Origin of the sequence: Rhodopseudomonas sp. G2_2311 (assembly GCF_047501505.1) — a bacterium.
Taxonomy (GTDB): domain Bacteria; phylum Pseudomonadota; class Alphaproteobacteria; order Rhizobiales; family Xanthobacteraceae; genus Rhodopseudomonas; species Rhodopseudomonas palustris_H.
The window spans coordinates 126,984-151,788 of the sequence record NZ_JAZDRK010000013.1 but is presented as its reverse complement, the minus strand read 5'-3'; the positions used below and the strand labels follow the sequence as shown (position 1 = coordinate 151,788).

Annotated in this window: 26 protein-coding genes; 13 read left to right on the top strand and 13 right to left on the bottom strand. The window is 65.8% G+C overall.

Annotation, left to right across the window (positions count from 1 at the left end; translation table 11 throughout):
- Both VRZ08_RS17330 and VRZ08_RS17325 read left to right on the top strand, forming a co-directional pair.
- Window positions 1–944 (top strand): tetratricopeptide repeat protein (locus tag VRZ08_RS17330; protein ID WP_414533314.1); only part of this gene is annotated, 944 nt, incomplete at its 5' end.
- Between the two features lie 103 nt (window positions 945–1,047).
- Window positions 1,048–1,836, top strand: coding sequence for an inositol monophosphatase family protein (locus VRZ08_RS17325; RefSeq protein ID WP_263990684.1), 789 nt, complete (start codon window positions 1,048–1,050; stop codon window positions 1,834–1,836).
- Window positions 1,837–2,211: 375 nt separating this feature from the next.
- On the opposite strand, the gene VRZ08_RS17320 is transcribed toward VRZ08_RS17325, so the two are convergent.
- The 3 genes from VRZ08_RS17320 to ubiT all read right to left on the bottom strand — a co-directional run bounded on the left by VRZ08_RS17320 (window position 2,212) and on the right by ubiT (window position 4,728).
- On the bottom strand, window positions 2,212–3,132 hold the full coding sequence (locus VRZ08_RS17320; RefSeq protein ID WP_414533313.1) for a U32 family peptidase: 921 nt from the start codon (window positions 3,130–3,132) through the stop codon (window positions 2,212–2,214).
- 69 nt (window positions 3,133–3,201) lie between these two features.
- On the bottom strand, window positions 3,202–4,179 hold the full coding sequence (ubiU, locus tag VRZ08_RS17315) for a ubiquinone anaerobic biosynthesis protein UbiU (RefSeq protein ID WP_107343087.1): 978 nt from the start codon (window positions 4,177–4,179) through the stop codon (window positions 3,202–3,204).
- A 3-nt stretch (window positions 4,180–4,182) separates the two neighbouring features.
- On the bottom strand, window positions 4,183–4,728 hold the full coding sequence (gene ubiT, locus VRZ08_RS17310; protein WP_263991685.1) for a ubiquinone anaerobic biosynthesis accessory factor UbiT: 546 nt from the start codon (window positions 4,726–4,728) through the stop codon (window positions 4,183–4,185).
- Between the two features lie 115 nt (window positions 4,729–4,843).
- Between ubiT and VRZ08_RS17305 the strand changes: the two genes are divergently transcribed.
- Together VRZ08_RS17305 and VRZ08_RS17300 are read left to right on the top strand one after the other, a co-directional pair.
- The gene (locus VRZ08_RS17305) at window positions 4,844–6,382 is read left to right on the top strand and encodes a UbiD family decarboxylase (protein ID WP_263990682.1); all 1,539 of its coding nucleotides are present in this window, start codon (window positions 4,844–4,846) and stop codon (window positions 6,380–6,382) included.
- Window positions 6,379–6,981, top strand: a complete 603-nt coding sequence (locus VRZ08_RS17300) for a UbiX family flavin prenyltransferase (protein WP_414533311.1) — start codon at window positions 6,379–6,381, stop codon at window positions 6,979–6,981. The genes VRZ08_RS17305 and VRZ08_RS17300 overlap by 4 nt, the downstream gene beginning before the upstream one ends.
- Window positions 6,982–7,048: 67 nt before the next feature.
- Here the strand turns inward: VRZ08_RS17300 and VRZ08_RS17295 are convergent, their stop codons facing one another.
- Complete coding sequence (locus tag VRZ08_RS17295; protein ID WP_414533310.1) at window positions 7,049–7,627, bottom strand: hypothetical protein; 579 nt, start codon at window positions 7,625–7,627, stop codon at window positions 7,049–7,051.
- A gap of 78 nt (window positions 7,628–7,705) precedes the next feature.
- Here VRZ08_RS17295 and VRZ08_RS17290 point away from each other — a divergent pair, with 78 nt between their 5' ends.
- Both VRZ08_RS17290 and VRZ08_RS17285 read left to right on the top strand, forming a co-directional pair.
- Window positions 7,706–8,281 (top strand): DUF2975 domain-containing protein, encoded by a 576-nt coding sequence (locus VRZ08_RS17290; RefSeq protein ID WP_107354355.1) that lies wholly within the window; start codon window positions 7,706–7,708, stop codon window positions 8,279–8,281.
- A 3-nt stretch (window positions 8,282–8,284) separates the two neighbouring features.
- Entirely contained in the window at window positions 8,285–8,494 is a 210-nt protein-coding gene (locus VRZ08_RS17285; protein WP_164572682.1) for a helix-turn-helix domain-containing protein, read from the top strand.
- A gap of 97 nt (window positions 8,495–8,591) precedes the next feature.
- Here the strand turns inward: VRZ08_RS17285 and VRZ08_RS17280 are convergent, their stop codons facing one another.
- The 4 genes from VRZ08_RS17280 to VRZ08_RS17265 all read right to left on the bottom strand — a co-directional run bounded on the left by VRZ08_RS17280 (window position 8,592) and on the right by VRZ08_RS17265 (window position 11,200).
- Window positions 8,592–8,786 (bottom strand): hypothetical protein, encoded by a 195-nt coding sequence (locus VRZ08_RS17280; protein WP_107343081.1) that lies wholly within the window; start codon window positions 8,784–8,786, stop codon window positions 8,592–8,594.
- Between the two features lie 87 nt (window positions 8,787–8,873).
- On the bottom strand, window positions 8,874–9,041 hold the full coding sequence (locus VRZ08_RS17275) for a hypothetical protein (protein WP_205502341.1): 168 nt from the start codon (window positions 9,039–9,041) through the stop codon (window positions 8,874–8,876).
- Between the two features lie 309 nt (window positions 9,042–9,350).
- Window positions 9,351–10,376, bottom strand: a complete 1,026-nt coding sequence (locus tag VRZ08_RS17270; RefSeq protein WP_414533309.1) for an SAM-dependent methyltransferase — start codon at window positions 10,374–10,376, stop codon at window positions 9,351–9,353.
- A complete protein-coding gene (locus VRZ08_RS17265; RefSeq protein WP_413776039.1) occupies window positions 10,373–11,200 on the bottom strand; it encodes a DUF1295 domain-containing protein in 828 nt (275 codons plus the stop codon). Before VRZ08_RS17265 ends, VRZ08_RS17270 begins: the two co-directional genes overlap by 4 nt.
- 181 nt (window positions 11,201–11,381) lie before the next feature.
- On the opposite strand from VRZ08_RS17265, the gene VRZ08_RS17260 reads away from it, so the two are divergent.
- From VRZ08_RS17260 to VRZ08_RS17250, 3 genes are all read left to right on the top strand, one after another.
- Entirely contained in the window at window positions 11,382–12,401 is a 1,020-nt protein-coding gene (locus VRZ08_RS17260) for a flagellar motor protein MotA (RefSeq protein ID WP_164572684.1), read from the top strand.
- The gene (locus VRZ08_RS17255) at window positions 12,401–13,426 is read left to right on the top strand and encodes a peptidoglycan -binding protein (protein ID WP_414533308.1); all 1,026 of its coding nucleotides are present in this window, start codon (window positions 12,401–12,403) and stop codon (window positions 13,424–13,426) included. The genes VRZ08_RS17260 and VRZ08_RS17255 overlap by 1 nt, the downstream gene beginning before the upstream one ends.
- Before the next feature lie 148 nt (window positions 13,427–13,574).
- Window positions 13,575–14,027 (top strand): GNAT family N-acetyltransferase, encoded by a 453-nt coding sequence (locus VRZ08_RS17250; protein WP_414533307.1) that lies wholly within the window; start codon window positions 13,575–13,577, stop codon window positions 14,025–14,027.
- Window positions 14,028–14,169: 142 nt separating this feature from the next.
- Here the strand turns inward: VRZ08_RS17250 and VRZ08_RS17245 are convergent, their stop codons facing one another.
- On the bottom strand, window positions 14,170–16,074 hold the full coding sequence (locus VRZ08_RS17245; protein WP_264075608.1) for an ABC transporter transmembrane domain-containing protein: 1,905 nt from the start codon (window positions 16,072–16,074) through the stop codon (window positions 14,170–14,172).
- Between the two features lie 197 nt (window positions 16,075–16,271).
- On the opposite strand from VRZ08_RS17245, the gene rpmE reads away from it, so the two are divergent.
- Complete coding sequence (gene rpmE / locus VRZ08_RS17240; RefSeq protein WP_011156453.1) at window positions 16,272–16,499, top strand: 50S ribosomal protein L31; 228 nt, start codon at window positions 16,272–16,274, stop codon at window positions 16,497–16,499.
- Window positions 16,500–16,706: 207 nt separating this feature from the next.
- Here the strand turns inward: rpmE and VRZ08_RS17235 are convergent, their stop codons facing one another.
- Window positions 16,707–17,216 carry a DUF1465 family protein gene (locus tag VRZ08_RS17235; RefSeq protein ID WP_107343075.1) on the bottom strand — a complete coding sequence of 170 codons (510 nt, stop codon included), beginning with the start codon at window positions 17,214–17,216 and terminating at the stop codon, window positions 16,707–16,709.
- A 420-nt stretch (window positions 17,217–17,636) separates the two neighbouring features.
- Entirely contained in the window at window positions 17,637–17,828 is a 192-nt protein-coding gene (locus VRZ08_RS17230; protein ID WP_107354346.1) for a DUF1192 domain-containing protein, read from the bottom strand.
- Window positions 17,829–17,940: 112 nt separating this feature from the next.
- Between VRZ08_RS17230 and VRZ08_RS17225 the strand changes: the two genes are divergently transcribed.
- Both VRZ08_RS17225 and VRZ08_RS17220 read left to right on the top strand, forming a co-directional pair.
- Window positions 17,941–18,939, top strand: coding sequence for an NAD(P)H-quinone oxidoreductase (locus tag VRZ08_RS17225; protein ID WP_414533306.1), 999 nt, complete (start codon window positions 17,941–17,943; stop codon window positions 18,937–18,939).
- 122 nt (window positions 18,940–19,061) lie between these two features.
- Window positions 19,062–21,941 carry an EAL domain-containing protein gene (locus VRZ08_RS17220; protein WP_107354345.1) on the top strand — a complete coding sequence of 960 codons (2,880 nt, stop codon included), beginning with the start codon at window positions 19,062–19,064 and terminating at the stop codon, window positions 21,939–21,941.
- Between the two features lie 199 nt (window positions 21,942–22,140).
- Here the strand turns inward: VRZ08_RS17220 and VRZ08_RS17215 are convergent, their stop codons facing one another.
- Window positions 22,141–22,794, bottom strand: coding sequence for a YqgE/AlgH family protein (locus VRZ08_RS17215; protein ID WP_107357396.1), 654 nt, complete (start codon window positions 22,792–22,794; stop codon window positions 22,141–22,143).
- Window positions 22,795–22,928: 134 nt separating this feature from the next.
- On the opposite strand from VRZ08_RS17215, the gene VRZ08_RS17210 reads away from it, so the two are divergent.
- Entirely contained in the window at window positions 22,929–23,762 is an 834-nt protein-coding gene (locus VRZ08_RS17210; protein ID WP_414533305.1) for a protein-disulfide reductase DsbD domain-containing protein, read from the top strand.
- 14 nt (window positions 23,763–23,776) lie between these two features.
- Here VRZ08_RS17210 and VRZ08_RS17205 read toward each other — a convergent pair whose 3' ends face one another.
- A complete protein-coding gene (locus VRZ08_RS17205; protein ID WP_414533304.1) occupies window positions 23,777–24,700 on the bottom strand; it encodes a LysR family transcriptional regulator in 924 nt (307 codons plus the stop codon).
- Window positions 24,701–24,805 lie beyond the last annotated feature (105 nt).

Below are 24,805 nucleotides of genomic sequence, written 5' to 3'. Positions count from 1 at the left end.
CGGCCAAGGCCCCCGCCACCGAGGCCAAGGACAAAGCCAAGAAGCCGGCCGACAAACCCGACGCTAAGGCTGCCCCCGAGGGCGGCGGCGCGGCCGCGGCCGAAGATCCGAACGTCGACCTGGTGTACGGCGCCTATCAGCGCGGCTTCTACAAGACGGCGTTCGAGCTGGCGCAGAAGCGCGCCGCCGATAACGACGCCAAAGCCATGACCATGCTGGGCGAGCTTTACGCCAACGCCCTCGGCGTCAAGCGCGACTACAAAAAGGCGGTCGAGTGGTATTCAAAAGCTGCCGACCTCGGCGACCGCGAGGCGATGTTTGCGCTCGCCATGGCCCGGATGGGCGGCCGCGGCGGCCCGCCGAACCGTGAGGAAGCCGCCAAATGGCTGGCGCAGGCCGCCAAGCTCGGCGAGCCGAAGGCTGCCTATAACCTGGCGCTGCTCTACCTCGACGGCCAGACCTTCCCGCAGGACGTCAAGCGCGCCGCCGAGCTGCTGCGGATGGCGGCCGACGCCGGCAACCCGGAGGCCCAATACGCACTGGCGACCTTTTACAAAGAAGGTACCGGGGTAACAAAGAACATCGAGCAGTCGGTGCGGCTGCTGCAGGCCGCCGCGCTCGCCGGCAACGTCCCAGCCCAGGTCGAATACGCCATCGCGCTCTACAACGGCACCGGCACTCCGAAAAACGAGCCGGCCGCCGTGGCGCTGCTGCGTAAGGCAGCGCGCGCCAACAATCCGATCGCCCAGAATCGCCTCGCTCACGTGCTGGTCTCCGGCCAGGGCGCGCCGCGCGACATCAATGAAGCGATGAAATGGCATCTGGTCGCCAAGACCGCCGGCAAGGGCGACCTGCAGCTCGACCAGACGCTGGCGCAGATGTCGGCCGAGGATCGCGCCAAGGCCGAAGAGGCGGCGCGGACCTGGATCGGCGGCGGCAAATGATCCGGGTTGACGCCGCCCGCCGCACAGGGCACCCCTTGCGGCCGCAAACCCCACACATTCCTTTCCCGACCAGACCGTTCGCAGGTCGTCACGAGACCAGACCATGATCCATTCCGCTCTCATCAACGTCATGGTCAAGGCGGCGCGCCGCGCCGGCCGCAGCCTCAAGCGCGACTTCGGCGAGATCGAAAATCTCCAGGTGTCGCTGAAGGGGCCGGCCAACTTCGTGTCCCGCGCCGATAAGCGCGCCGAAGAGATGCTGTACGAGGACCTGTCGAAGGCGCGCCCGGGCTACGGCTTCCTCGGCGAGGAAGGCGGCACCCGCGAAGGCGCCGACAAGACCCATCGCTGGATCGTCGATCCGCTCGACGGCACCACCAACTTCCTGCACGGCATCCCGCATTTCGCGATCTCGATCGGGCTCGAACGCGAAGGCACAATGATCGCCGGCGTGATCTACAATCCGGCCAATGAGGAGCTGTACATCGCCGAGCGCGGCAAGGGTGCGTTCCTCAACGACACCCGGCTGCGCGTCGCCAATCGCCGTGAACTCCACGACTGCGTCATCGGCTGCGGCCTGCCGCATCTTGGCCGCGGCGACTTCGCGCAGAACCAGCGCGAGATGGCCGCGCTGCAGCCCAAGGTCGCCGGCCTGCGCCGGTTCGGCACCGCCTCGCTCGACCTCGGTGCGGTCGCGGCCGGCCGCTTCGACGGCTTCTGGGAACGCAATCTGTCGCCGTGGGACATCGCGGCCGGCATCGTGATGATCCGCGAAGCCGGCGGCACCGTCGGCGACATCAACGGCGGCGACGTTCTCAAGACCGGCGACATTGTCTGCGGCAACGAAACCATCCACGCCGAACTCGCCCGGATCCTGAAGCCGCTGACCTGACGCGCTGAGCAGACGCTGGTCGTAAACGGCTCCTCCTAAACAGTCGTCATCGCCGGGCTCGACCCGGCGATCCATCTTCTTCAATTGATGTTGTTGAACACGCGCTCACGCGCGGGATGGATGCGCGGGCCTTCGCCGCGCCGAAGGAGCTTCGGCCCCGCAGGCGGGTCAAGCCCGAGCATGACGTGGCAGCGTGATTGTCCGCAGTGCCACACCAAACGCCCCTCGGCCGTCATCGCCCGCGCAGGCGGGCGATCCAATATTCCAGAGCTTTGCTTCAAGAATCAGCGCACCGCCGTACTGGATCCTCCGCATACGCGGAGGATGACGGTTGGTGGTGTGGAGACGGCGCCGAACTTCAAATAATCGCTGCGCTTATGCCGCCGGCACGATCCGCCGCACGTCGCCGGAGTCGGTGACGAACGCCGCACCCGGCTTGGAGAACAGGAAGCCGTTCGACTTCTTCAGCGAATAAAGCTGGTCGAGCTTCTGCGCACCTTCGGCCACCGCGGTCTTGCCGTCGATCACGTCGCGGTACAGCTTGGCGACCGCCACCATGTCGCACTGCTGCGGTGACAGGCGCATCGAGGAAACGCCGGCGTCCTTGAGCTTGTCGATGTCGCCGAGCAGGCTGGCGCAGGTGTAGGACAGCGTCTGCACGCCGTTCATCGCCAGGAACGGCTCGTCATCGAGCGTCGTCACGGCGAGACCGTCCGGGTCCTGCTCGCAGACGAATTTGCAATTGTCCTTCGCCAGCTTGTTGAGCCGGGCGTGATAGCAGCGCGCCGAGATCGCCAGCGGCACCCGGCCGAACGAGAACACCTCGAACGACACATTGGGCAGCGACCCCGCAATGCTGCGGATCGCCGACAGCGGCAGCTCCGGCGGCAGGCAAATGCGGCTGGCGCCGCGCGAGGCGAAATACGCAGCGGTCGCCTCGTTGTAGATGTTGACGAACGGACCGATCGCGTGGGCCTTCCCGCCGAGCATGCCGAGGCAGGAGAGGTCGTTGACCTCCATCATGAAGCCGTCGTCGGCGGCGAGCTCGGCCATCGCTTTGCGCTCGCGCGGCAGCGACATCAGCACCAGCGAGCCCATCAGCACTTTCTTGCCGGCGCCGGCGAGGCGCTCGACCACCGCCGGGATGTGCTCCTCGAGGAACGGCTGGCGCTTCGAGCACACCACCTCGCCGACCACGACGGTGTCGACCGGCGCTTCCTCGGCGATGCGGAAATAGAAGTCGCGCCACTCTTCCGGCTTCCAGTTGAACAGCACCGGTCCAAGCGTGAGTTGCATGGGAGTCGCCTCGCTTTGCAGAAGCCGCTGACGCTCGGAGATCACCGACGCATCAGCGCGAGAATTCGGTCAGCGCCAGGTCTTCTTGTAGGCGCCGGTGGTGGTCGACTGGCCTTCGGTCAGGCCGCGCAGCGCGTCGACCGGAAGCGGCCGGCCGTCGTCGAGCGCGGCGAGCACGTCCTTGAAGGTCTTCACCACCCGCTCGATATAGGCCCGGCCGCGCTGGCGGCCTTCGATCTTGAGCGCCGCAACGCCGGCGGCGCGCAGGTCCGGCAGCATCGTGGTGGCATCGAGACTGGCCGGGTCTTCGAACAGATAGCCACAGCCTTCGTCGGTCTGGTAGCGGCCCTTGCACAGCGTCGGATACGCCGCAGCCTCGCCCTTGGCGAATTTGTTGATGGTGAACTCACCGAGCCGCGACACCAGCGAGCCGTTCTGCTCGCGATACTGGATCGAGGCGGCCGGCGAACAGACGCCATCCATGTTCGGCGACTTCCCGGTGGCGTAGGACGACAGCGAGCAGCGGCCCTCTTCCATCACGCACAGGCCGCCGAAGATGAAGACCTCGGTCTCGACCTTCACCTCTTTGGTGATCGCGGCGATTTCCTGCACGCTGAGCACGCGCGGCAGCACCACGCGCTGCGCGTTGAAGCTGTCGACATAGAACCGGATCGAATCCGGATTGGCGGCGGCCGCCTGCACGGAGACGTGCAGCCGCTGCTCCGGATGAGTCTTGGCGCAGTAGTCCATCACACCGACGTCGGCGAGTATCAGCGCATCGGCCTCGGCTTCGACCGCGTCGTCGACCGCGCGCTGCCACAGCTCGACATTGCCGGCGCGCGCGAAGGTGTTGATCGCAACCAGCACCTTGGTGCCGTAGCGATGCGCGTGCGCGATCGACTCTCGCATCTCGTCGCGGCTGAAGTTCAGCCCCGGGAAGTTGCGGGCGTTGGTTTCGTCGTTGAAGCCGCAATAGATCGCGTCGGCGCCTGCGGCGACGGCATCATGCAGCGCTGCCGGCGTACCAGCGGGACAGATCAGTTCCATGCTCTAACCTCCGCCTCCGACACCCAGCTCTTCGCGATAGCCGGGCTGCGCGCCGACCAGGCTGCGCAAGATCCGTTCGATCGGCGCCGCCAGCGGGCCGAACCACGCCACCGACTCTTTCAGGAAGTCGACGCGGGAATCGTCGATCGCATTACGCAGCGCGACCACCGCTTCCATGTCGCCGTCGATTTCGATGTCGCGCGAGAAGAACAGCGCGTCGCCGTCATAGGAGCCGTCGGTCATGCCGATCAGCGCCGACAGCGGCCCCGCGATCCGCGCGTGGATGTTGGTGGGCAGCGTACGCACCACCGTGACCCGCGGACTCATCCGACGCGGCTCGAGCACGAACGCAATCGGCAGGTCGGTCGGCGCGAGGCCGTAACGCTTGCCGGTGTGCGGACCGAGGCGATCGAAGATCCTGGGATGGCGCGCGCGAATTTCGCGCAAGCAGATTCCGAGCAACACCTGCAGCGGCAACAGCGGCAACACCCGCGTCGCAAGGGCAAGCGGCACGGGCATCCTGGAGACGGACGAATTGGATACCGACATGGGCCACCTTATCGTGAACAGTTCGCGTAGCCCGGCCCCGACGGTACTTCTTTGCGCCTGATCAAAGACAGGGTCGATGGCAAGTGCTGACCAATGTTGTCCGCAGGGAGACACCATGCTGAGCCGCGTCAAACCGCCCTTCCCTGATCTGCGTGCATTTAGTGGCTATCTCGAATCACGCGGACAGTTGCACCGCATCCGCAAGCCGGTGTCGGTGGTCCACGACCTCACCGAAATCCATCGCCGCGTGCTGCATGCCGGTGGCCCGGCACTCCTGATCGAAAACCCGATCAAGGCCGACGGCAGGCCGTCGGAGATGCCGATCCTGGTCAATCTGTTCGGCACGGTCGAACGGGTGGCCTGGGGCCTCGGCATCCTGCCGGAAAACCTGTCGCGGCTCGGCGAGGCGCTCGCCGAAATGCGCGAGCCGGCGCCGCCGCAGAGCCTGACCGACGCTTTGAGCAAGCTGCCGATGGCCAAGGCCGCGCTGGCGATGCGGCCGAAGATGGCCAAATCAGCACCAGTGCAGGAAGTGGTGCTGACCGGCGACGCAGTCGACCTCGGCCGGCTGCCAGTGCAGATCCCCTGGCCGGGAGAGCCGGCGCCGCTAATCACCTGGGGCCTCGTCTTCACCAAGCCGCCGCCCGGCGCGCACGGCACCGACAATGTCGGCGTCTATCGGATGCAGGTGCTGGGCAAGGATCGCCTGATCATGCGCTGGCTGGCGCATCGCGGCGGCGCCAAGCACCACCACCAGTGGAAAGCCGACAAGCGCGAGATGCCGGTGGCGATCGTGATCGGCGCCGATCCGTCGATGATTCTCTCGGCGGTGCTGCCGCTGCCGGAGACGGTTTCTGAAATCAAATTCGCCGGCCTGCTCGGCGGCGAGCGGCCGAGCCTGACGCCGTGCCAAACCATCCCGATCAGCGTGCCGGCTGATGCCGAGATCGTGCTCGAAGGCTTTGTGTCGCCGACCGAGACCGCACCGGAGGGGCCGTATGGCGACCACACCGGCTATTACAATGCGGTCGAAGAATTCCCGGTGATGCGGATCACCGCCATCACCATGCGCCGGCATCCGATTTATCTGTCGACCTACACGGGCCGGCCGCCGGACGAACCGTCGCGGCTCGGCGAAGCGTTCAACGACGTGTTTCTCCCGGTCGCGCGGCGACAATTCCCCGAGATCGTCGATCTGTGGCTGCCGCCGGAGGCGTGCTCCTATCGGATCGCGGTCGCCTCGATCAAGAAGCGCTATCCCGGCCAAGCGCGCCGGCTGATGATGGGGCTGTGGTCGATGCTGCCGCAGTTCAGCTACACCAAGCTCCTCATCATCGTCGACGACGACGTCGATGTCCGCGACTGGGCCGACGTGATGTGGGCGGTGTCGACACGCTGCGACACCTCGCGCGACATGGTGTCGATCAGCGACACCCCGATCGATTATCTCGACTTCGCCTCGCCGAAATCCGGACTCGGCGGTAAGCTCGGCATTGACGCCACCAACAAGATCGGCACCGAGACCGAGCGCGAGTGGGGTAAGGTGCTGGAGATGGACAAGGACGTGATCGCACGGGTCGACGCGATGTGGACCAGCCTCGGACTGTCGCCGGAACATCAGCCGGCGGCCGGGCAACGCCGGCTGATCCGATGAGCACGCAGCACCGCATCGTGGTCGGCATCAGCGGCGCCTCGGGCGCCGCGGTGGGGCTGCGGGTGGTCGAACTGCTGGCCTCGGTCGATTGCGAAGTGCATCTGGTGGTGTCGAAAGCCGCAAGGCGGACCATCGCCTACGAGGTCGGACCGAACGCACTCGAGCACGCCGCCGACCTAGTGCATCGCTTTCACAAGATCGACGACGTCGGCGCCTGTATCGCCTCGGGCTCGTTCCGCACCTCCGGCATGATCGTGGCGCCGTGTTCGATCCGCACCCTGTCGGCGATCGCCCATGGCGATCTCGACAATCTGCTGGTGCGCTCCGCCGACGTGCAGCTCAAGGAGCGGCGCCGGCTGGTGCTGATGCTGCGTGAGACCCCGCTGCATCTCGGCCATATCCGCAGCATGGCGCAGGCGACCGAGATCGGCGCGATCGTGGCGCCGCTGTCGCCGGCGTTCTATCAGCGGCCGCGCTCGATCTCGGAAATGGTCGACCACATGGCACTGCGCGCGATCGGTTTGCTCGGCCTGAACGATCTGGAGTTGTCAGCTCCAGAATGGTCCGACGACACCCCGCCGACCTGTCCGAAGCCCTGAGCCGTTCCTTCGCTGCACGGCCTGCTCCTTCTCCCCGCGCGTAGGGAGAATTGAAGAACTTCCCGCTTTAGGTGCACAGCGGAATGCGCTCGGGCACAGCCTCTTTCGGCACGTCCTTGCGCAGGTCGACGTCGCGCGTCAGCGGGAAGAAGTCGCCGGCGCGCTCGGTCTTCAGATAGGTCGTGACCAGAGTCTTGGCCGGCAGCGTGCCGGTGCGGCAGGCTTCGGCGCCGACCCCAATCGTCAGCGAGCCGCGCTCGCCCTTTGCCTTGTGAGCCGCCATTTGATCGCGGACCGCGAGCAGCCGCGGCACATCCTCGGGTGCGATCCGGAAGGCGTAGATCATGGTGTCGTTCGTCACTTCGTCCTTCAGCGACAACAGTTCGCCGGGATCGTCGAGATCGGCCAGCACGAACGCCTGCTCGCTTTTATCCGCGCCCACCGCCACGGTGACGCGCAGGGTGACCCGGCGCGGCCGCAGCCCTTGCGGCAACCGCACGGCAATGCGCAGCGCCGCCGGATCGGTTGCAGCCAGATCGGTACGCACCAGCTTGACCATTGAGGTGATCGGAACGGAGCTGCAGGCGGTCAGGCCACCGAGCGCCATGGCGGCGGCAGCAAATCTGAACGAGGCGGGGAAGCGCATGACGCTCATCCTATCTTGACGATGATAAATTATCGTTTTACGATAATTTCATCTCGAAATAGATGATGGAGCCTTGCAATGCAAGCACGACTATCCGGCACCTCGATCGGACTGACCGGTCCGGCGGCCACCAAGCTGGTCCGGCTGTCGCGCGCGATGGAATGGATGAGCACGATCGGGATCGTACTGATCGTGGGGCTGATCGGCGCCGTCTTCCTGGTCCCGAGCTGGACCCGCAATCTGCTGCTGACCAAGCTCGGCGAGATCGGCACACGGCTGCCGCTCGACGCCGGCAATCAGGCACTCGCGGCTGTCATCATCACCGTGCCGGTTGCCGTGATGCTGTGGGGGCTGCTCAATGTCCGAGCGCTGTTCGCCGAATTCGCGCGAGGCCAGGTCTTCACCACGGCAGCGGCCACCCACCTGCAGCGCTTCGGCATCGCCGTGCTGGCGCAGGGCCTGCTTGGCCCCGTTACCGCGACCGCTCTGGCACTCGCGCTGTCGCTGAGCAATCCTCCCGGTCAACGTCTGCTGGTGCTGACGTTCTCCAGCAACGACTATGTTTCGGTGATCGTCGGCGGCGTCCTGGTGGCGGTCGCGGCGGTGATGCGCGAAGCGGCGCGGCTGGCCGACGAGAATGCGAGCTTCGTGTAGGCGATGGCGATTGTGGTGAATCTCGACGTGATGTTGGCGCGGCGCAAGATGCGCTCGAAGGAGCTTGCCGAGCAGATCGGCATCACCGAGCAGAACGTCTCGCTGCTGAAATCCGGCAAGGTGAAGGGCATTCGGTTCGAGACGCTGTCACGGATTTGCGCGGTGCTGGAGTGTCAACCCGGCGACATTCTCGAATACGTCGACGACAAGTAGCACCGAACAAGAAAAGGCCGGCAGCTGCGAGGCGCAGGTGCCGGCCTTCAAATTTTCAAGTTGGCGCCGCGATCGGCGCGGGCGGATCGACGTCCGATCAGGCCGTCGCGGGCCGCGAGGCGTGTTCGTGCGGCCGCCAGTCTTCCGCCGCTTCGTCCCAGTAATGGGCGTCGTCGAAGCGCTTCCAGTGCGCGTTCTGCGCCACGACCTCACGGCCGCCGATGATCAAGGCCACCAGACCGATCAGGCCGACCAGCCCGTAGATCGCTGCGATCAATGCAACAATGGTCAAGGCTCTTTCCTCACTGTTTGCGATGAGCACCCTGGAAGCTCGACGGCGGGTGCGCCCGTCTTGAACTCGTAGCTTAGTTCACCGAACTCAGTTCGCCCACGCGAACCAGCCGAAGCGCCGCTCGGGTGCCTGCTTGGCGGTCACCACCGGAGCCGGGGGCTGCGGTTGCGCACGCTGAGTTGCCTTACGCCACAGATCGTCGACGACGAGATACGCAATCAACGCAGGGCCGACGGCGCACGTCAGGAACAACACGAGCGATCCGACAGAATCTAGAAACACGTCACACCTCCTGCTTTCGTCGAAGGCAAAACTAGGGAAAGTACCGCTGCCCGCATTGCGCCGGATCAATTTTGCCGACCCGGTTCAGGAACCAAGAAGTGATTAGTTCCATGTAGTTAGCTGTTTATTAAGCGGGATTTTTGGGCCCAGAACCGCTTGAAAACACTACTGCTCACTGTGTTGTGAATTTGCCGCGAGAGCGGCGCCACAACGAGCGCGCGCATCGTCGAGCTTTGCAGCACACGCAGAGCGACAACACGTCGCGCCCCCGTGCGCGAGCAGTCAGGCCGGTTTCAGGCGGTAGTGACTCACGCCCCATTCGTCGCCGTCGGCATAGCCGAACAGGCCGGAGGTTGCGAGGAAGAACCAGCGCCAACGACGCATCCACAACGCGGTGTCGTCGCCATAGACCGGGCGCAGGATGGTTTCGATCTCGTCGCGGTGACGATCGAAATTGACCAGCCAGTCTTCGGCCGTGCGCTGGTAGTGACGACCGCTCCAACGCCACTGCTCGTCGATTTCGAACAGATCGGCGTATTGCCGGATCAGCCGGTGGCTCGGCATCACTCCGCCGGTGAAGAAATGCTGCGCGATCCAGTCGGCAGGGTCGGTGCGGTCGAACAAGTAAGTGCCGCGGCGGTGACTGAAGACGTGCATGAAGAACAACCCGCCCGGCTTCAGCCAGCCGCGGATCCAAGTCATCAGCTTGCGCCAGTTCATCATGTGCTCGAACATCTCGACCGAGACCACGCGGTCGAATTTATCGTGGGGTTCGAACGCATTCATGTCGCAGGTGACGACGCGCAGATTCATCAGCCGCCGCGCGGCGGCCTGAGCCTCGATGTACTGCCGCTGCGACGCCGAGTTCGACACCGACAGGACCCGCGCATAAGGAAACCGCTCGGCCATCGCCAGCGACAGCGAGCCCCAGCCGCAACCGAGTTCGAGGATCGCCTGACCGTCGCGCAGGTCGGCGTGCTCTATCGTCAGCCGCAGCGCCTCCGCTTCGGCCTGCGCCAGCGTGGTCTCGGCATCGCGATAGAAACACGACGAGTATTTGCGGTGCGGCCCGAGCACCTTGCCGAAGAACGCCGCCGGGACCTCGTAGTGTTGGGCGTTCGCCGCGTCGGGATGCTCGGCGACCTCGCGTGCCGCCATCGCGTGCGCGAATGCCGCGTCGCTGGCCTCATTGCCGAGCGCCATCTTGGCGGCGGTGCGGCCGCACAGCATGCGAATGCCGGCGCGGATCACCGCGTCCGGCAGCGGCACCCGCTCGGCAATATCGATCAGCGAGGCGAGCCCGCTCATGGCGTGGCGGAGCGCCGGGGCGGCAGCGGGAAGAACATCGAGGTCCTGGCCTGGTAGTCACGATAGCGGTCGCCGCGCGATTTCAGCATCTGCTCCTCGAGCGGCGGAATGCCGGTGACGTACACCAGGATCCAGTACATGAACAGCGGCGCTGCCACCGCCGCATAGCCCCAGAGGTAAGACAGCGGCTCGGCGAACGGGATCGCGATCACCGGATAGGCCAGCCAGCCGAACCACTGGAAGAAGTAGTTCGGATGCCGCGACCACCGCCACAGCCCGGCGTCGCACACCTTGCCCTTGTTGGCGGGATCTTCACGGAACGCCTTGAGCTGGGAGTCGGCCAGCCCTTCGCCGGCGATGCCGACGATCAGGATCAGCACGCCGAGATAGTCCTGCAGCCGCAAACTGCCGGCCGGCGCATGCGCCGCGACGAAGATCGCAAACACCAGCGGAATGGTGGCGTAGGCCTGGTTCTGCAGGAAGAAGAACATCTTCTTCGGCGCATCGGCGCCCCACTCCGCCGCGTAGGCGGCGTAGCGCGGATCGTCGCTGATGTGCTGGGTGCGGGCGGCGATGTGCGAGCCGAGCCGCAGCGACCACGCCGCGACCAGCACCGCCACCAGCCATTGCCGCGCATCCGGCGCCGCGCCATCGATCGGCCACAGCGACGACACCGCGCCGGTCAGCCCAAGCGAAAACGTCCAGATGGTATCGACCCAGCCGGAGTTGCCCGTCCGCTGCTGCACCACCCAGGCGCCGGCCATCAGCACCGCCAGCGCCACCGCGATTCCCGCCAGCGCTCCGAGATACACACCCGTCATCATCCACCCGTCGTTCGATTGCCATGCTGAGCCGGCAGATACGTTCTGCGCCACGTCGGAGTTTCGATTCGAGTTCCCCCCGCGACGCGGTGGCGGATAACCGCCGCAACAGCTTTCTTCCGCGCCGTGCTGTGCCATATTGGGTGAAACAGCCGCTTCCGGCAAACCGGAGACCAAACCGACGATGGCTTCAGGCCCTTCCCCGCGCCACGCGATGGAGATCGAACTCGACAAGCTGTCGTCGCCGCGAATCTTCCTGGTGCGGATGCTGGTGTTCCTGGTGCTGTGCGCGCTGATCGTGGTGGTGCTGTACAAGCAAGTGCTGGCCGCGTTCATGGCCAATCCGGGCCTCAACGGCCTGATCGGCGCGGTGCTGGTGATCGGCATCGTGCTCGCCTTCCGCCAGGTGATCCGGCTGTATCCTGAGGTCGCCTGGGTCAATAACTTCCGCATCAACGATCCGGGGCTGGCGCTCGACCGCCGGCCGAGCCTGCTGGCGCCGATGGCCGCGATCCTCGGCGGCGAACGCTCCGGGCGGATCGCGATCTCGCCGCAGACGATGCGCCACCTGCTCGACTCGATCGCCACAAGGCTCGACGAAGCGCGCGACATCTCGCGCTACATGACCGGGCTCTTGGTCTTCCTCGGCCTGCTCGGCACGTTCTGGGGCCTGATCGAGACCGTCGGCTCGATCGGCGGGGTGATCGGCAGCCTGAAAGTGACCGGCGACGCCGGCTCGCTGTTCGACACGCTGAAGGAAGGCCTCGCCGCCCCGCTCGGCGGCATGGGGATTTCGTTCTCGTCGTCGCTGTTCGGTCTCGCCGGCTCGCTGATCCTCGGCTTCCTCGATCTGCAGTCCAGCCAGGCGCAGAACCGGTTCTACACCGACCTCGAAGACTGGCTGGCCTCGACGGTGCGCAGCTCGGCCGGCGATGGCGCGCTTGCCGGCAGCGCCGACCTGCAGGCCGCGCTGGAGCGGCTACGGCTGACACTGGAGGACGGCGGCGCCAACCGCGCCACCACCGCCGCGATGGCCAACCTCGCCAATGCGATCCAGAGCCTGGTCGCGCACATGCGCAACGAGCAGCAGATGATCCGCGAATGGGCCGATGCCCAGGGCGAACAGAACCGCGAGATCAAGGAGCTGTTGTCCGCCCTGGTGCAACGGCCGGAGAAGAGCCTGCGCGAGCCGGAGAAGAGCTGATGGCGCTGGCTCGCGGCCGCCGGCAGGAGTCCGGTTTCAATTACTGGCCCGGCTTCGTCGATGCGCTGTCGACGCTGATCCTCGGCATCGTGTTCCTGCTCACCGTATTCCTGGTGGTGCAGTTCTTCCTGTCGCAGGAGGTCACCGGCAAGGACAAGGCGCTGGCCGAGCTGAACGCGAAGATCGCCCAGCTCAACGACATCCTGTCGCTGGAAAAGCTCGGCAAGCTCAATCTGGAGGAGCAGCTGGCGCAGATGCGCGCCGGGCTATCGGCCGCCGAGAGCGAGCGCGACCGGGTCAAGGGCCTGTATGACGGCCTCGCCGGCGCCGGCAACGACGCTGCCGGCCGCGCCGGCGAACTGGGCAAGGCGCTGGATTCGGAAAAGCAGATCTCGGCCCGCGCGCTGGCGCAGGTCGAGGTGCTGAACCAGCAGATCGCCGCGCTGCGCCGCCAGCTCGCCGCCCTGGAAGAAGCGCTCGACGCATCCGAAAAGCGCGGCAAAGAATCTCAGAACAAGATCGCCGATCTCGGCCAGCGGCTGAACGTCGCGCTGGCGCAGCGGGTGCAGGAGCTGTCGCGCTACCGCTCGGAGTTCTTCGGCCGCCTGCGCGCCATCCTGGGCGACCGGCCCGACATCCGCATCGTCGGCGACCGCTTCGTCTTCCAGTCCGAAGTGTTCTTCGACACCGGCCAGGCCCTGTTGCTGCCGGAAGGCCGCGCCGAGCTCGACAAGGTCGCCGAAGCGCTGAAGGAGCTCGACAAGAAGATCCCGGCCGAGCTGCCCTGGGTGGTGCGGGTCGACGGCCACACCGACAAGCGGCCGATCACCGGCGCCTTCAAGTCGAACTGGGAGTTGTCGAGCGCCCGTGCCATCTCAGTGGTGCAATATCTGATGTCGCTCGGCGTCCCGGCGCAGCGCCTCGTCGCCGCCGGCTTCGCCGAATTCCAGCCACTCGACACCGCCGACTCCGACGATGCCTACAAGCGCAACCGCCGGATCGAACTGAAGCTGACGGAGCGGTGAGGTTGTTGTTGTCGTCGGTCCCTCGTTGGTCATTCCGGGGCGCCGCGAAGCGGCGAACTCGGAATCTCGATCGGTGCGCGCGCCAGATTTCGGATTCGCGCGCAGCTGCGCTGCGCCCGCCCCGGGATGACGGCTTATGGTACGTGCGATGACATCACCGACCTTCGCCCTCCGCCCCTACACCGAAGCCGACGAAAATCCCGCGATCGCGCTGTGGCTGCGGACCTGGCAGCTCGCTTATCCGGCGATCGACTTCACCAAGCGGGTCGATTGGTGGCGCGAGCGCTGGCGCAGCGAGCTGGTGCCGCAAGCCGCCATCATCGTCGCCGAACAGGGCGCCGCGCTGATCGGCTTCGTCACGATCGACGCAGCCGGTTATCTCGACCAGTTGGTGGTCGAACCCGAACACTGGGGATGGGGTGTCGCCGAAGCGCTGGTCGACGAGGCCAAGCGCCGCTCGCCGACCGAGGTCACCCTCAAGGTCAACGCCGACAACTACCGCGCCATCAAGTTCTACCGCCGCAACGGCTTCGCGGTGACCAGCGAGGAGCTCAATAGCTCCGGCCGGCCGGTGCTGAACATGTTGTGGCGGCCGGCTTAGCGTGTCGTCAGTTCAACCAGCACAATAGCCATCCTCCGCGAATGCGGAGGATCCAGTACTCCGAAGCGTTGCTTTGGAAGTGAAAGGCTCGGGCTACTGGATCGCCCGCCTGCGCGGGCGATGACGGCGTTGATGAGGCGAATTACGCCGCCTCGAACTGCAGCTTGGCGAGGCGGGCGTAGAGGCCGCCGCGGGCGACGAGCTGGGCGTGGGTGCCCTGCTCGACGATGCGGCCGTGCTCCATCACCACGATGCGGTCGCAGGACAGCACGGTGGCGAGGCGGTGGGCGATCACCAACGTGGTGCGGTCGCGCATCAGTTGTTGCAGCGCGGTCTGCACCAGCACTTCGCTTTCGGCGTCGAGCGACGAGGTCGCTTCGTCGAGCAGCAGCAGCGGTGCGTCGCGCAGGATCGCGCGGGCGATGGCGATGCGCTGGCGCTGACCGCCGGATAGTGTCACGCCGCGTTCGCCGAGCCGGGTGTCGAAGCCCTCCGGCAGGCGCGAGATGAATTCGGTCGCATGGGCCTGCTGCGCGGCGCGCTCGACGTCGAGCTCGCTGGCGTCATCGCGGCCGAACCGGATGTTGTCGCGCGCGGTCGCGGCGAACACCACCGAGTCCTGCGGCACCAGGGCGATCCGCTCGCGCACCGCCTGCGGATCGGCGGCGTTGATGGCGACGCCGTCGAGCGAGACCGTGCCGGAGGTCGGATCGTAGAACCGCAGCAGCAGGTGAAACAGCGTGCTCTTGCCGGCGCCGGAGGGGCCGACGATCGCGACTTTCTCGCCTGCGCGAATGCTCAGCGACAGGCCGTCGAGCGCCAGGAAGTCCGGCCGGGTCGGATAGGAGAAGCTGACATTGTCGAACACCACGTCGCCGCGCACCGGCATCGGCAGTGCCTTCGGCTGCGCCGGCGCCGCGATCTCCGGCTTGACCCGCAGGATTTCGAACAGCCGTTCGGCAGCACCGGAGGCGGCCGACACTTCACCCCAGACTTCGCTGAGCTGGCCGAGGCTGGAAGCTGCGAACACCGCGTACAGGATGAACTGACCGAGCCGGCCCGGCGACATGGCGCCGATGGCGACGTCGTGCGAGCCGACCCACAGGATCGCCACCACGCTGGCGAACACGATGAAAATGATGATCGCGGTGAGCAGCGCCCGCGCCCCGGTCGAGCTGCGCGCCGCCTCGTAAGACTCTTCGACCGCGCCGCCGAACCGGGCATTGGCGACGCGTTCGTTGGTGTAAGCCTGCACGGTACGGATCGCGCCGACCAGTTCGGCCGCATAGGCCGACGCGTCCGCCAGCGTGTCCTGCGCGTTGCGCGACAGCCGCCGCACCCAGCGCCCGAACGCCACCAGCGGAATCACGATCAGCGGAATCGCCGCCAGCACGAAGCCGGACAGCCGCGGGCTCGAGATCACCATCATCGAGATCGCGCCGACGAACAGCAGCATGTTGCGCAGCGCGATCGACACCGAGGCGCCGACGGCGGATTTGATCTGGGTGGTGTCGGCGGTCAGCCGCGAGATCAGCTCGCCGCTGCGGGCGGAATCGAAGAACGCCGGTGACAGCGCGGTGAGATGCCGGAACACGTCGCGCCGGACGTCGGCGACGATCCGCTCGCCGATCGTCATCACCAAGTAATACCGAGCCGCACTGGCGGCCGCGAGCACCACCACGACGCCGAGCATGACGCTGAAATAGCCGTTGATCAGCTCGACACCTTCGGCGCTGAAGCCGAAATCGATCAGCCGACGCACCGCGACAGGAACCACCAGGGTCGTGGCAGCCGCAACGATCAGGGCGATCAGCGCCAGCGTGGCGCGGCCGCGGTAGCGGGCCACATACGGCATCAGCGAGAGCAGCGGCTTCAGCCGGCTGCGCTTGGCGACGGCCGCGACCTCCTCGACCTGGCTCGGATCGGCATCGGCCCGCAAGGTGCCGGTGCGCGGCCCGACATTCTCGGTCGCCGCGATCGCATCCAGCGACAAACTGATCGCCGACGCGTCGGAGTTGGAGCTCTGCGGTTTATTCGGTGCCGTCATTCGGAACTGCCAAATCGATGAAAACGCTTTAGCCGGCACCACATAGGCCGCAATGCCCGCGGCTGGCAAATCCGGGACAACCCGGTCACCGGATCGTGTGCTGTGCCTTGTGCATGCGGCGCGCCTGGGATATAGAGCCCGGCAAATTCGCCCGAAATCATCGCGATGCAGGCGCCGGCGAGCGCAAGGGATCACCCATGAAGACCGAAATTCACCCGGACTATCATACCATTACCGTCGTCATGACTGACGGGACCGAGTACCAGACGCGGTCGACCTGGGGCAAAGAGGGCGACAAGCTGAACCTCGACATCGACCCGAAGTCGCATCCGGCGTGGACCGGCGGCACCCAGCAGGTGCTGGACCGCGGCGGCCGCGTGTCGCGCTTCCAGAAGAAGTTCTCGGGCTTCCTCAAGAAGGATTGAGCCGGCGCCGGCTTTTCGCCGGCTGCTCGCCGCTTCTTTCGAGACCCCATACGACAAACGCCCCGCTTGCGCGGGGCGTTTTGCGTTGGCGGATCAAATGGCTGCGGGCCTTGGGGCGCTGGGGATAACCCGCCGGTCCCCCCAAAATGCCAATGGCCGGGACGAGCCCGGCCATTGCGACTTTAAATCTGATCGGCGGCGGAGCGCTCAGTTCTCGAACGCGGCCTTCAGCATATTGAGCTGCGGCACCAGCGGGTTGCCGAGCGCCGGCGGCTCCGGCGGGGTGTGCATGGTGGAGTCGAGCCGGCGGATCCGGCTTTGCAGGCTCATCGACCGCGCGATCAGCGACTGCAGCTGTTCCGGCAAGCGCTCCAGCACATCAGGCGCGCCCGGATCGGCGGCTGACAGCTTGACCTTGGTCTTTTCGCGGTTGGCCTGGATCAGCGTCATCTCGCCTTCCTTCACGGCGCGGTGCAGCAGCAGCCAGGAGGCGAGCTGCATCAGCCGGGTGGTCAGGCGCATGCTCTCGGTGGCGTAAGTCAGGCTCACGGCGCGATCGAGCAGCTTGGCCTCCGCGCGGCCGGAGCCGTCGAGATAGGCGGCGGTCTCTTCGACCAGATCCATGCCCTCCCGAAATAGAGCCGTGAACGCTGCCGAACTGGTCAGCCGTTCGCTGAGCACCACCAAGGCGGATTCGCCCTGCGCGACATCAGACATGGTCAACGCCTCACACTACCGAATACTTGTACCGGCTCGCGAAGCTGCGCACCGGCTTATGATGAACAAATCATTACGCCGCCCATGCGTGGAGTCCAGCGGACCCGCGCGCAAAGGTTAACGCAGCTTCAGAGACAGCATTGTGGCGGTCAATGACCAAAGCGTGACGCCGGCACTGCGGACGATACCGAGGCCAAAAAAGAGCCGCCGTTTCCGGCGGCTTTTAAGTTGATAACAGGGAGGCGTCAAAACAGAGTGGACAGGAGCCACTCGGTCCAAAGATGGACATCCACAGTAATAGGCGGGAAAGCTTAATCGCGCGTAAATGAGTGAATTTGTTTACGGTCGATTTGCCATACCGCGGCCGCTAGCAAATGTCCCAGCATGAGACAGCGGCGCGCCCTGCTATCAACTTTTCGTTCAAGATTTGAAGATGCGATCCGCTGCTTCGCGGGTGGCGCGCTTCATCGTCAGCGCAGTTTCGAGCCGGGCGATCTCGGCTTGCAGCAAAGCGATCCGCCCGCTGAGTTCTTCGACCGACAGCAGCGACAAATCCTGACCGATGTCGTGGCTGGTCTTGGTCCTCGGCTTGTCATCTTCTTCAAGCGCCATGTCGTCCTCGCCCGTTCGTGATCTGCTGCGGTTGCCAGCCGCCCTCCGGCTGTCTAATCACAACCTACTCCGCCAGATGACACCCACCCGCCTCGCCAGCCAAGGAAAAATCATGGAACCGATCCCTTCGCAAATGACCGTGGTTGGGATCAGCAAGCCCGGCGGTCCCGAAGTTCTGCTGCCCGAGACGCGCGACGTGCCGAAGCCCGGCCCCGGGGAAATCCTGGTCAAAGTTGCGGCCGCCGGCGTCAACCGTCCCGATGTGGCACAGCGCTCCGGCAGCTACCCGCCGCCGCCCGGCGCCAGCGACCTGCCGGGCCTCGAAATCGCCGGCGAAGTGGTGGCGCTCGGCGATGGCGCCTCCCGGCACAAGCTCGGCGACAAGGTGATGTCGCTGGTAGCTGGTGGCGGCTACGCGGAATATTGCATCGCCCAGGACGCGCAGGCGATGAAGGTGCCGGCCGCCTATTCGATGATCGAAGCCGGCGCCACACCCGAGACGCTGATGACGGTGTGGCACAACGTGTTCGAGCGCGGCGGCTTGCAGCCCGGCGAAACGTTGCTGGTGCACGGCGGCTCGTCCGGCATTGGTACGATGGCGATCCAGCTCGCGGTCGCACTCGGATCGAAAGTGATCACCACCGTCGGCTCGCAGGATAAAGCCGACGCCTGCCTCAAGCTCGGCGCCAGCCGCGCCATCAACTACAAGACCGAGGACTTCGTCGCGGCGGTGAAAGAAGCCACCGGCGGCAAGGGTGTTGAAGTGATCCTCGACATGGTCGGCGGCGATTACATCGAGCGCAATTACGACGCCGCCGCGATGGACGGCCGGATCGTGCAGATCGCGTTCCTCGGCGGTGCCAAGGCCAACGTCAACTTCGTCAAGCTGATGACCAAGCGGCTGCACCACACCGGCTCGACGCTGCGGCCGCGCTCCAATGCCGACAAGGCCGCGATGGTCGCGGCGATCGAAACCAAGGTGCTACCTCTGCTCGAGCAGGGCCGGATCAAGCCGCTGATCGACGGCACCTTCGCGCTGCGGGACGCCGCCGATGCTCACCGGCGGATGGAAACCAGCCAACATATTGGCAAAATTGTGTTGACTGTGTGAGTGGGGCTACCCCGGGGGCCGGCGAGAGAGTCTATGTTTTCACTCGCTTTCATGGCATCTATCCGGGGCTCGTGGCGCGCGGGGCCGCGCCATTTGGACTGGTGTGAACGCGGAGAACCGACTTGCGTCTGATCAGATGCCTCGCGCTGCTGGCGCTGGGCGTGATGATGGTTGCGGCTGTCCCGCAGGCACACGCCCTCGATGCCGTCAGCGTCCGCAGCGACGCGCCGGCGATCGACCTCACCGGTGTGCTGGAGCATCTGCACAGCGATAATGATCGCGTTCAGATTTCCACCGCGCCCGGCAATGACGGCATCGTCCGCCGCGTCGAGGTGCGCGCCCGCGAGGGCGGCCAGAACTGGGTGGTGTTCGCGCTCGCCAACAACTCCGACGACCAGCTCGATCGTTTGATCGTGGCGCCGCATTATCGGATGGTCGGATCGGGCCTGCTGTGGCCCGACCTCGGCATGTCGCGCATCGCCACCATCACGCCGTCGACCGGCGACCGCCCCGAGCGGCAGGACAGCGCGACCGCCGACATCTTCCGCGTCACGCTCGATCCCGGCTCGGTAATCACCTTCGTGGCCGAGCTGCGCACCGACAAGCTGCCGCAGCTCTATCTGTGGGAGCCGGAAGCCTACAAGGACAAGGTCAACTCGTTCACGCTGTACCAAGGCATCGTGATCGGCATTTCCGGCCTGTTGGCGCTGGTGCTGACCATCCTGTTCGTCGTCAAGGGCAGCATCATGTTTCCGGCCGCGGCGGCGCTGGCCTGGGCGGTGCTGGTCTATATCGGCATTGATTTCGGCTTCTGGGGCAAGGTGCTCGACATGTCGTCGGGCGCCGAGCGGGTGTGGCGCGCTTCGGGCGAAGCGATCCTCGCGGCAACGCTGCTCGTCTTCCTGTTCGCCTATCTCAATCTCAGTCGCTGGCACGTCCGCTATTCGCACATCACGCTGGGATGGCTCGCCTTCCTCGGCTCGCTGGTGGCGCTGGCGCTGTTCGATCCTGCGGTGGCGTCCGGCATCGCACGCATCTCGCTGGTGCTGATCGCCTTCGCGGGCTTCGCGCTGATCGTCTATCTGTCGACCCACGGCTTCGACCGCGCGGTGCTGCTGATCCCGACCTGGTTCCTGCTGGTGGTGTGGGTGGTGGCCTCCGGCATGGCGGTGGCCGGCACCGTCACCAACGACATCGTCGGCCCGGCGCTGCTCGGCGGCTTGGTGCTGATCGTGATGCTGATTGGCTTCACCGTGATGCAGCACGCGTTCTCGGGCGGCGGCGCCACCGGCGGGGTGATCTCCGACGTCGAACGACGCGCGCTGGCGCTGATCGGCTCCGGCGACCTGATCTGGGACTGGGACGTCTCGGCCGACAAGGTGTTCACCAGCCCCGAGACCGAAGCGCTGCTCGGCCTGAAGCGCGGCGCGCTGGAAGGCTCCGCCGCAAGCTGGCTCGAAGTGCTGCACCCGCTCGACCAGGACCGTTTCCGCGCCGCGCTCGACAGCGTGCTCGACCAGCGCCGCGGCCGGCTGACCCAGGACTTCCGGCTGCGCACCCCGGACGGCCACTTCATGTGGTTCTCGCTGAAGGCGCGCCCGGTGGTCGGCACCGACGGTGAAGTCACCCGCGTGGTCGGCACCCTGACCGACGTCACCGAGATCAAGATCGCCGAAGAGCGGATGCTGCACGACAGCGTGCACGACAATCTCACCGGCCTTCCCAACCGCAAGCTGTTCATCGACCGCCTCGGTGCGGTGGCGAACTTCGCCAAGACCATGCCGGCGCTGCGGCCGACCCTGATGGTGATCGACCTCGACCGGTTCAAGCAGGTCAACGATTCCGTCGGCATCGCGGTCGGCGACTCGATCCTGCTGACGCTGGCGCGGCGGCTGAGCCGCATCCTCAAGCCGCAGGACACCCTGGCCCGGATCGCCGGCGATCAGTTCGGCCTGATCCTGCTGTCCGAGCAGGACCCGGCCAAGATCACCGCCTTCGCCGAGACCATCCGCAAGACCATCAAGGCGCCGATCGCGTTCAACGATCGCGAGATCTTCCTCACCGCCTCGATCGGCCTCGCACTCTCCGACCCGCAAACCCAGCTGTCCGACGAGATCATCAAGGACGCCGAGCTGGCGATGTATCACTCCAAGCGGATCGGCGGCGACCGCATCGACGTCTACAAGCCGGCGATGCGGGCGCGGAAGTCGGACCGGCTGACGCTGGAATCCGAACTGCGCCGGGCGATCGAGCGCAAGGAAATCACCATCCTGTATCAGCCGATCGTGCGGCTCGAAGACCGTTCGATCGCCGGTTTCGAAGCGCTGGCGCGCTGGGATCATCCCAAGCTCGGCCGGATGTCGCCGAGCGAGTTCATCTCGATCGCCGAAGAGATCGGGCTGATCGTCGAACTCGGCACCTTCGTGCTCGACCAGACTGCCAAGCAGCTCTCGATCTGGCAGCGCGCGATGCGCGCCCGCGAGCCGATCTTCGCCTCGGTCAATGTGTCGTCGCGGCAGCTGCTGCGCCACGATCTGCTGCACGACATCCGCACCGTGACGTCGCGCTCGTCGGTCGCGCGCGGCACGCTGAAGCTCGAACTCACCGAATCTCTGGTGATGGAAAATCCGGAGCACGCAGCCCAGATGCTGCAGCGGATCCGCGAGCTCGGCATCGGGCTGTCGCTCGACGATTTCGGCACCGGGCATTCGTCGCTGAGCTACCTGCAGCGCTTCCCGTTCGACACCATCAAGATCGATCAGTCGTTCGTCCGCACCACCAGCCGCGGCACCCGCCCGGTGATCCTGAAGTCGATCATCGCTCTGGCGCACGACCTCGGCATGGACGTGGTGGCGGAAGGCGCCGAAACGGATTCGGATGCGGTGGAGCTGTATCAGCTCGGCTGCGAATACGCCCAGGGCTTCGCCTTCGGCGAACCGATGGATGCGGACGCGGCGATGAAGCTGCTGACCGAAGAACAGCGCCTGGAAGCGGCGAGCTGAGAAACGCCGCTATCGCAAAGTCAGTATGGCGTCATTGCCGGGCTTGACCCGGCAATCCATCATCCTTCGCAAAGAGTCTTCAAAGAGCGCGTGACGCGCGCGATGGATGCGCGGGTCAAGCCCGCGCATGACGCCGGTTGTACGGGATGCGGGGCCGTTCGCGGGCAATGACGCCCGTGTGGCGCGGGCGCCGAGCTTCTTAAGCGTGCCCGGCCTCGGCGGACAGCATCCCGGGCTCGATGCCGAGCTTGTGCAGGGCGCGGTCGTATTTGTCTTCGATGTCGTCGCCGAAGATCAGGTCGGCATCCGCGTCGCAGTGCAGCCAGCCGTTTTCCTGGATTTCGTTTTCGAGCTGGCCGGGCGCCCAGCCGGCATAGCCGAGCGCCAGGATGGCGTGCTTCGGCCCGGTGCCGCCGGCGATCGCCTTGAGGATGTCCACGGTGGCGGTCAGACAAATGCCGTCATCGATCGGCAATGTGGCGTCCTTGATAAAGAAGTCGCTCGAATGCAGCACGAATCCGCGGCCGGTCTCGACCGGTCCGCCCCTCAGCACCTTCATGGACTCGGCGTGATCAGGAAGCTTGATCTGCTCGGCCTTCTCGACGATGTCGAGCTGCACCAGCAGTTCGGGGAAATCGATGCTGCCCGCGGGGCGATTGACGATGATCCCCATGGCGCCTTCCGATGAATGCGCGCAAATGTAGATCACCGAGCGCGCAAAGCGCTCGTCTTCCATCACCGGCATCGCGATCAGGAGCTGGCCGTCGAGATAGCTCGGCCCATCGCCGCGCGCCTTGGTGGCGGCGGGCTTCTTGGCTGCGCCGGACTTCGGCCTTTTGGATGCAGTCTCCATCAGGGGATCCTCGCGTTGCACCATCATCCTGATATCGGGTGCCGATCCTGTCAATCAATCTCGGGACACCGAATAGTCGCGGTTTCACCGCCATTTCAGTGGCCCCAGCCTCGCGCAAACTCTAGATACGCCAGATGACCGCAATCGTTCCGTCTCGTGCCGTTCTGTTCGCCGCCGCCGTGCTCGCGGCCTCCGCCTGCGGCGCGCGCGCCGACGACGTGTCGCCATGGGTTACCGAGCAACATTCCGCCGTCCGGCTGCTGGCCGGCTCGCGCAGCGGCGGCGTGCTGCTGGGTGGGATTGCTTTCCAGTTGCAGCCTGGCTGGAAAACCTACTGGCGGACGCCGGGCGATTCCGGCGTGCCGCCGCGATTCGACTTCTCCAAGTCGGAGAACGTCGAGGCGGTGACGGTCCTGTGGCCGGCGCCGCAAGCGTTTCCGGACGGCGCCGGCGGCACCTCGCTCGGCTACAAGGAGCAGATCGTACTGCCGCTGCGCATCGTGACCAAACATGCCGACAAGCCGGTGACACTGCGTCTCACTGTTGACTACGCAGTGTGTGAGAAGCTGTGCATTCCGGTGGTGGCGAGCCCGGAGCTGGAATTTGCCAGCGTCGCCTCGACCCAGGACGGTGCGCTCGCCGCGGCGCTCGACACCGTGCCGGTGCCGGCGAGCGTCGGCGACAACAACCCGGTGACGATCCGCGACGTCGTCCGCAAGGGCGACAAGGACGTCGAAGTCGATGTCGTGGCGCCGACCGGCGCCAAGGTCAGCCTGTTCGTCGAAGGCCCGACGCCCGAATGGGCGCTGCCGGTGCCGAAGGAAATCAAGGGCGCGCCGGCCGGCCTGCGGCGCTTCAGCTTCGCGCTCGATGGATTGCCGTCGGGCGCCCAGGCCGCCGGCGCCGCGCTGAAGTTCACCCTGGTCGGTCCCGACAAGGCCTACGAGTTCAACGTCACGCTCGAATAAGGCGGACGCGCGGATCAGCGCGCGCTCCGCCGCTTGCGGCCGAGACGGCCGAGCTGATCGGCGAGGAATTCCGACAGTACCTCGACCCGCGCCGGCCGCGGCCCGCCTGGCGGCGTCACCAGATGCACCGCGCTCTCGCGCTGGTGCCAGCCATCCAGAATCACTTCGACTTCGCCGGCCGCGATCGCATCGCCGACGATGAACTCCGGCAGATCGGCGATGCCGAGCCCGGCGATCACCGACGGCAGCAGCGCCTCGCCGTTGTTGACCCGCAGCGGCCCGCCCGGCCGCACCGCGACCTGATCGCCGGCATCGTTGGTGTAATGCCAGGTGTTCGGCGTCGACAGATAGGCGTAGCCGAGACAGCGGTGTTGGGCGAGATGCATCGGATGCGTCGGCCGGCCGTGCGCCTGCAGATAGGATTTCGACGCCACCGTGTAGCGCGGCATCGCGCACAGCCGCCGCGCCACCAGCGAGGAATCCGGCAGCGTGGCGATGCGGACCCCGGCATCGAAGCCGTCGCCGATCAGATCGACCATCGCGTCGGACAGATGCAGGTCGATCGACACGTCCGGATAGGCGGCGAAGAACTCCGGCAGCAGCGGCGCGATCACCTTGACGCCGAACGTCATCGGCACCGCCAGCCGCACCAGGCCGCGCGGTGCCGCGGATTGCGCCAGCGCTTCGGCCTCGGCGGCCTCGCCGTCTGCAAGCAGCTGCGCGGCACGCTCGGCGAGCCGGTGGCCGGCATCGGTCAGCGCCAGCCGCCGCGACGTGCGGTTGAACAGCCGCGCGCCGAGCCGCGCCTCCAGCCGGGTGACGGCCTTGGAGACCGTCGCCTTCGACAGCCCGAACTCGGCCGCCACCGCCGCGAACGAGCGCAGCTCGACGACCTTGGCGAAGATTGCCAGTGCTTCGAAGTCCGGAAGCTTGCTCATGGTACCGCTTTGGCTAGATTTCAGAAACAATGAGTTTCGATCATTTCTATTTATGAAACGATTGGGCATCCTTATTCAAGAGCCAACGCAAGTCACTGGCGCCAA

What these genes read in the sequence shown, in the direction of transcription:
- VRZ08_RS17295 (WP_414533310.1), bottom strand. Translation starts at nt 7,627, where the DNA reads ATGCGCTTCCCCGCCTCGTTCAGATTTGCTGCCGCCGCCATGGCGCTC.
- VRZ08_RS17300 (WP_414533311.1), top strand. Translation starts at nt 6,379, where the DNA reads ATGAGCACGCAGCACCGCATCGTGGTCGGCATCAGCGGCGCCTCGGGC.
- VRZ08_RS17225 (WP_414533306.1), top strand. Translation starts at nt 17,941, where the DNA reads ATGGAACCGATCCCTTCGCAAATGACCGTGGTTGGGATCAGCAAGCCC.
- VRZ08_RS17305 (WP_263990682.1), top strand. Translation starts at nt 4,844, where the DNA reads ATGCTGAGCCGCGTCAAACCGCCCTTCCCTGATCTGCGTGCATTTAGT.
- ubiT (WP_263991685.1), bottom strand. Translation starts at nt 4,728, where the DNA reads ATGTCGGTATCCAATTCGTCCGTCTCCAGGATGCCCGTGCCGCTTGCC.
- VRZ08_RS17250 (WP_414533307.1), top strand. Translation starts at nt 13,575, where the DNA reads ATGACATCACCGACCTTCGCCCTCCGCCCCTACACCGAAGCCGACGAA.
- VRZ08_RS17205 (WP_414533304.1), bottom strand. Translation starts at nt 24,700, where the DNA reads ATGAGCAAGCTTCCGGACTTCGAAGCACTGGCAATCTTCGCCAAGGTC.
- VRZ08_RS17260 (WP_164572684.1), top strand. Translation starts at nt 11,382, where the DNA reads ATGGCTTCAGGCCCTTCCCCGCGCCACGCGATGGAGATCGAACTCGAC.
- VRZ08_RS17210 (WP_414533305.1), top strand. Translation starts at nt 22,929, where the DNA reads ATGACCGCAATCGTTCCGTCTCGTGCCGTTCTGTTCGCCGCCGCCGTG.
- ubiU (WP_107343087.1), bottom strand. Translation starts at nt 4,179, where the DNA reads ATGGAACTGATCTGTCCCGCTGGTACGCCGGCAGCGCTGCATGATGCC.
- VRZ08_RS17265 (WP_413776039.1), bottom strand. Translation starts at nt 11,200, where the DNA reads ATGATGACGGGTGTGTATCTCGGAGCGCTGGCGGGAATCGCGGTGGCG.
- VRZ08_RS17290 (WP_107354355.1), top strand. Translation starts at nt 7,706, where the DNA reads ATGCAAGCACGACTATCCGGCACCTCGATCGGACTGACCGGTCCGGCG.
- VRZ08_RS17320 (WP_414533313.1), bottom strand. Translation starts at nt 3,132, where the DNA reads ATGCAACTCACGCTTGGACCGGTGCTGTTCAACTGGAAGCCGGAAGAG.
- VRZ08_RS17215 (WP_107357396.1), bottom strand. Translation starts at nt 22,794, where the DNA reads ATGGAGACTGCATCCAAAAGGCCGAAGTCCGGCGCAGCCAAGAAGCCC.
- VRZ08_RS17255 (WP_414533308.1), top strand. Translation starts at nt 12,401, where the DNA reads ATGGCGCTGGCTCGCGGCCGCCGGCAGGAGTCCGGTTTCAATTACTGG.
- VRZ08_RS17270 (WP_414533309.1), bottom strand. Translation starts at nt 10,376, where the DNA reads ATGAGCGGGCTCGCCTCGCTGATCGATATTGCCGAGCGGGTGCCGCTG.
- rpmE (WP_011156453.1), top strand. Translation starts at nt 16,272, where the DNA reads ATGAAGACCGAAATTCACCCGGACTATCATACCATTACCGTCGTCATG.
- VRZ08_RS17325 (WP_263990684.1), top strand. Translation starts at nt 1,048, where the DNA reads ATGATCCATTCCGCTCTCATCAACGTCATGGTCAAGGCGGCGCGCCGC.
- VRZ08_RS17235 (WP_107343075.1), bottom strand. Translation starts at nt 17,216, where the DNA reads ATGTCTGATGTCGCGCAGGGCGAATCCGCCTTGGTGGTGCTCAGCGAA.
- VRZ08_RS17285 (WP_164572682.1), top strand. Translation starts at nt 8,285, where the DNA reads ATGGCGATTGTGGTGAATCTCGACGTGATGTTGGCGCGGCGCAAGATG.
- VRZ08_RS17245 (WP_264075608.1), bottom strand. Translation starts at nt 16,074, where the DNA reads ATGACGGCACCGAATAAACCGCAGAGCTCCAACTCCGACGCGTCGGCG.
- VRZ08_RS17230 (WP_107354346.1), bottom strand. Translation starts at nt 17,828, where the DNA reads ATGGCGCTTGAAGAAGATGACAAGCCGAGGACCAAGACCAGCCACGAC.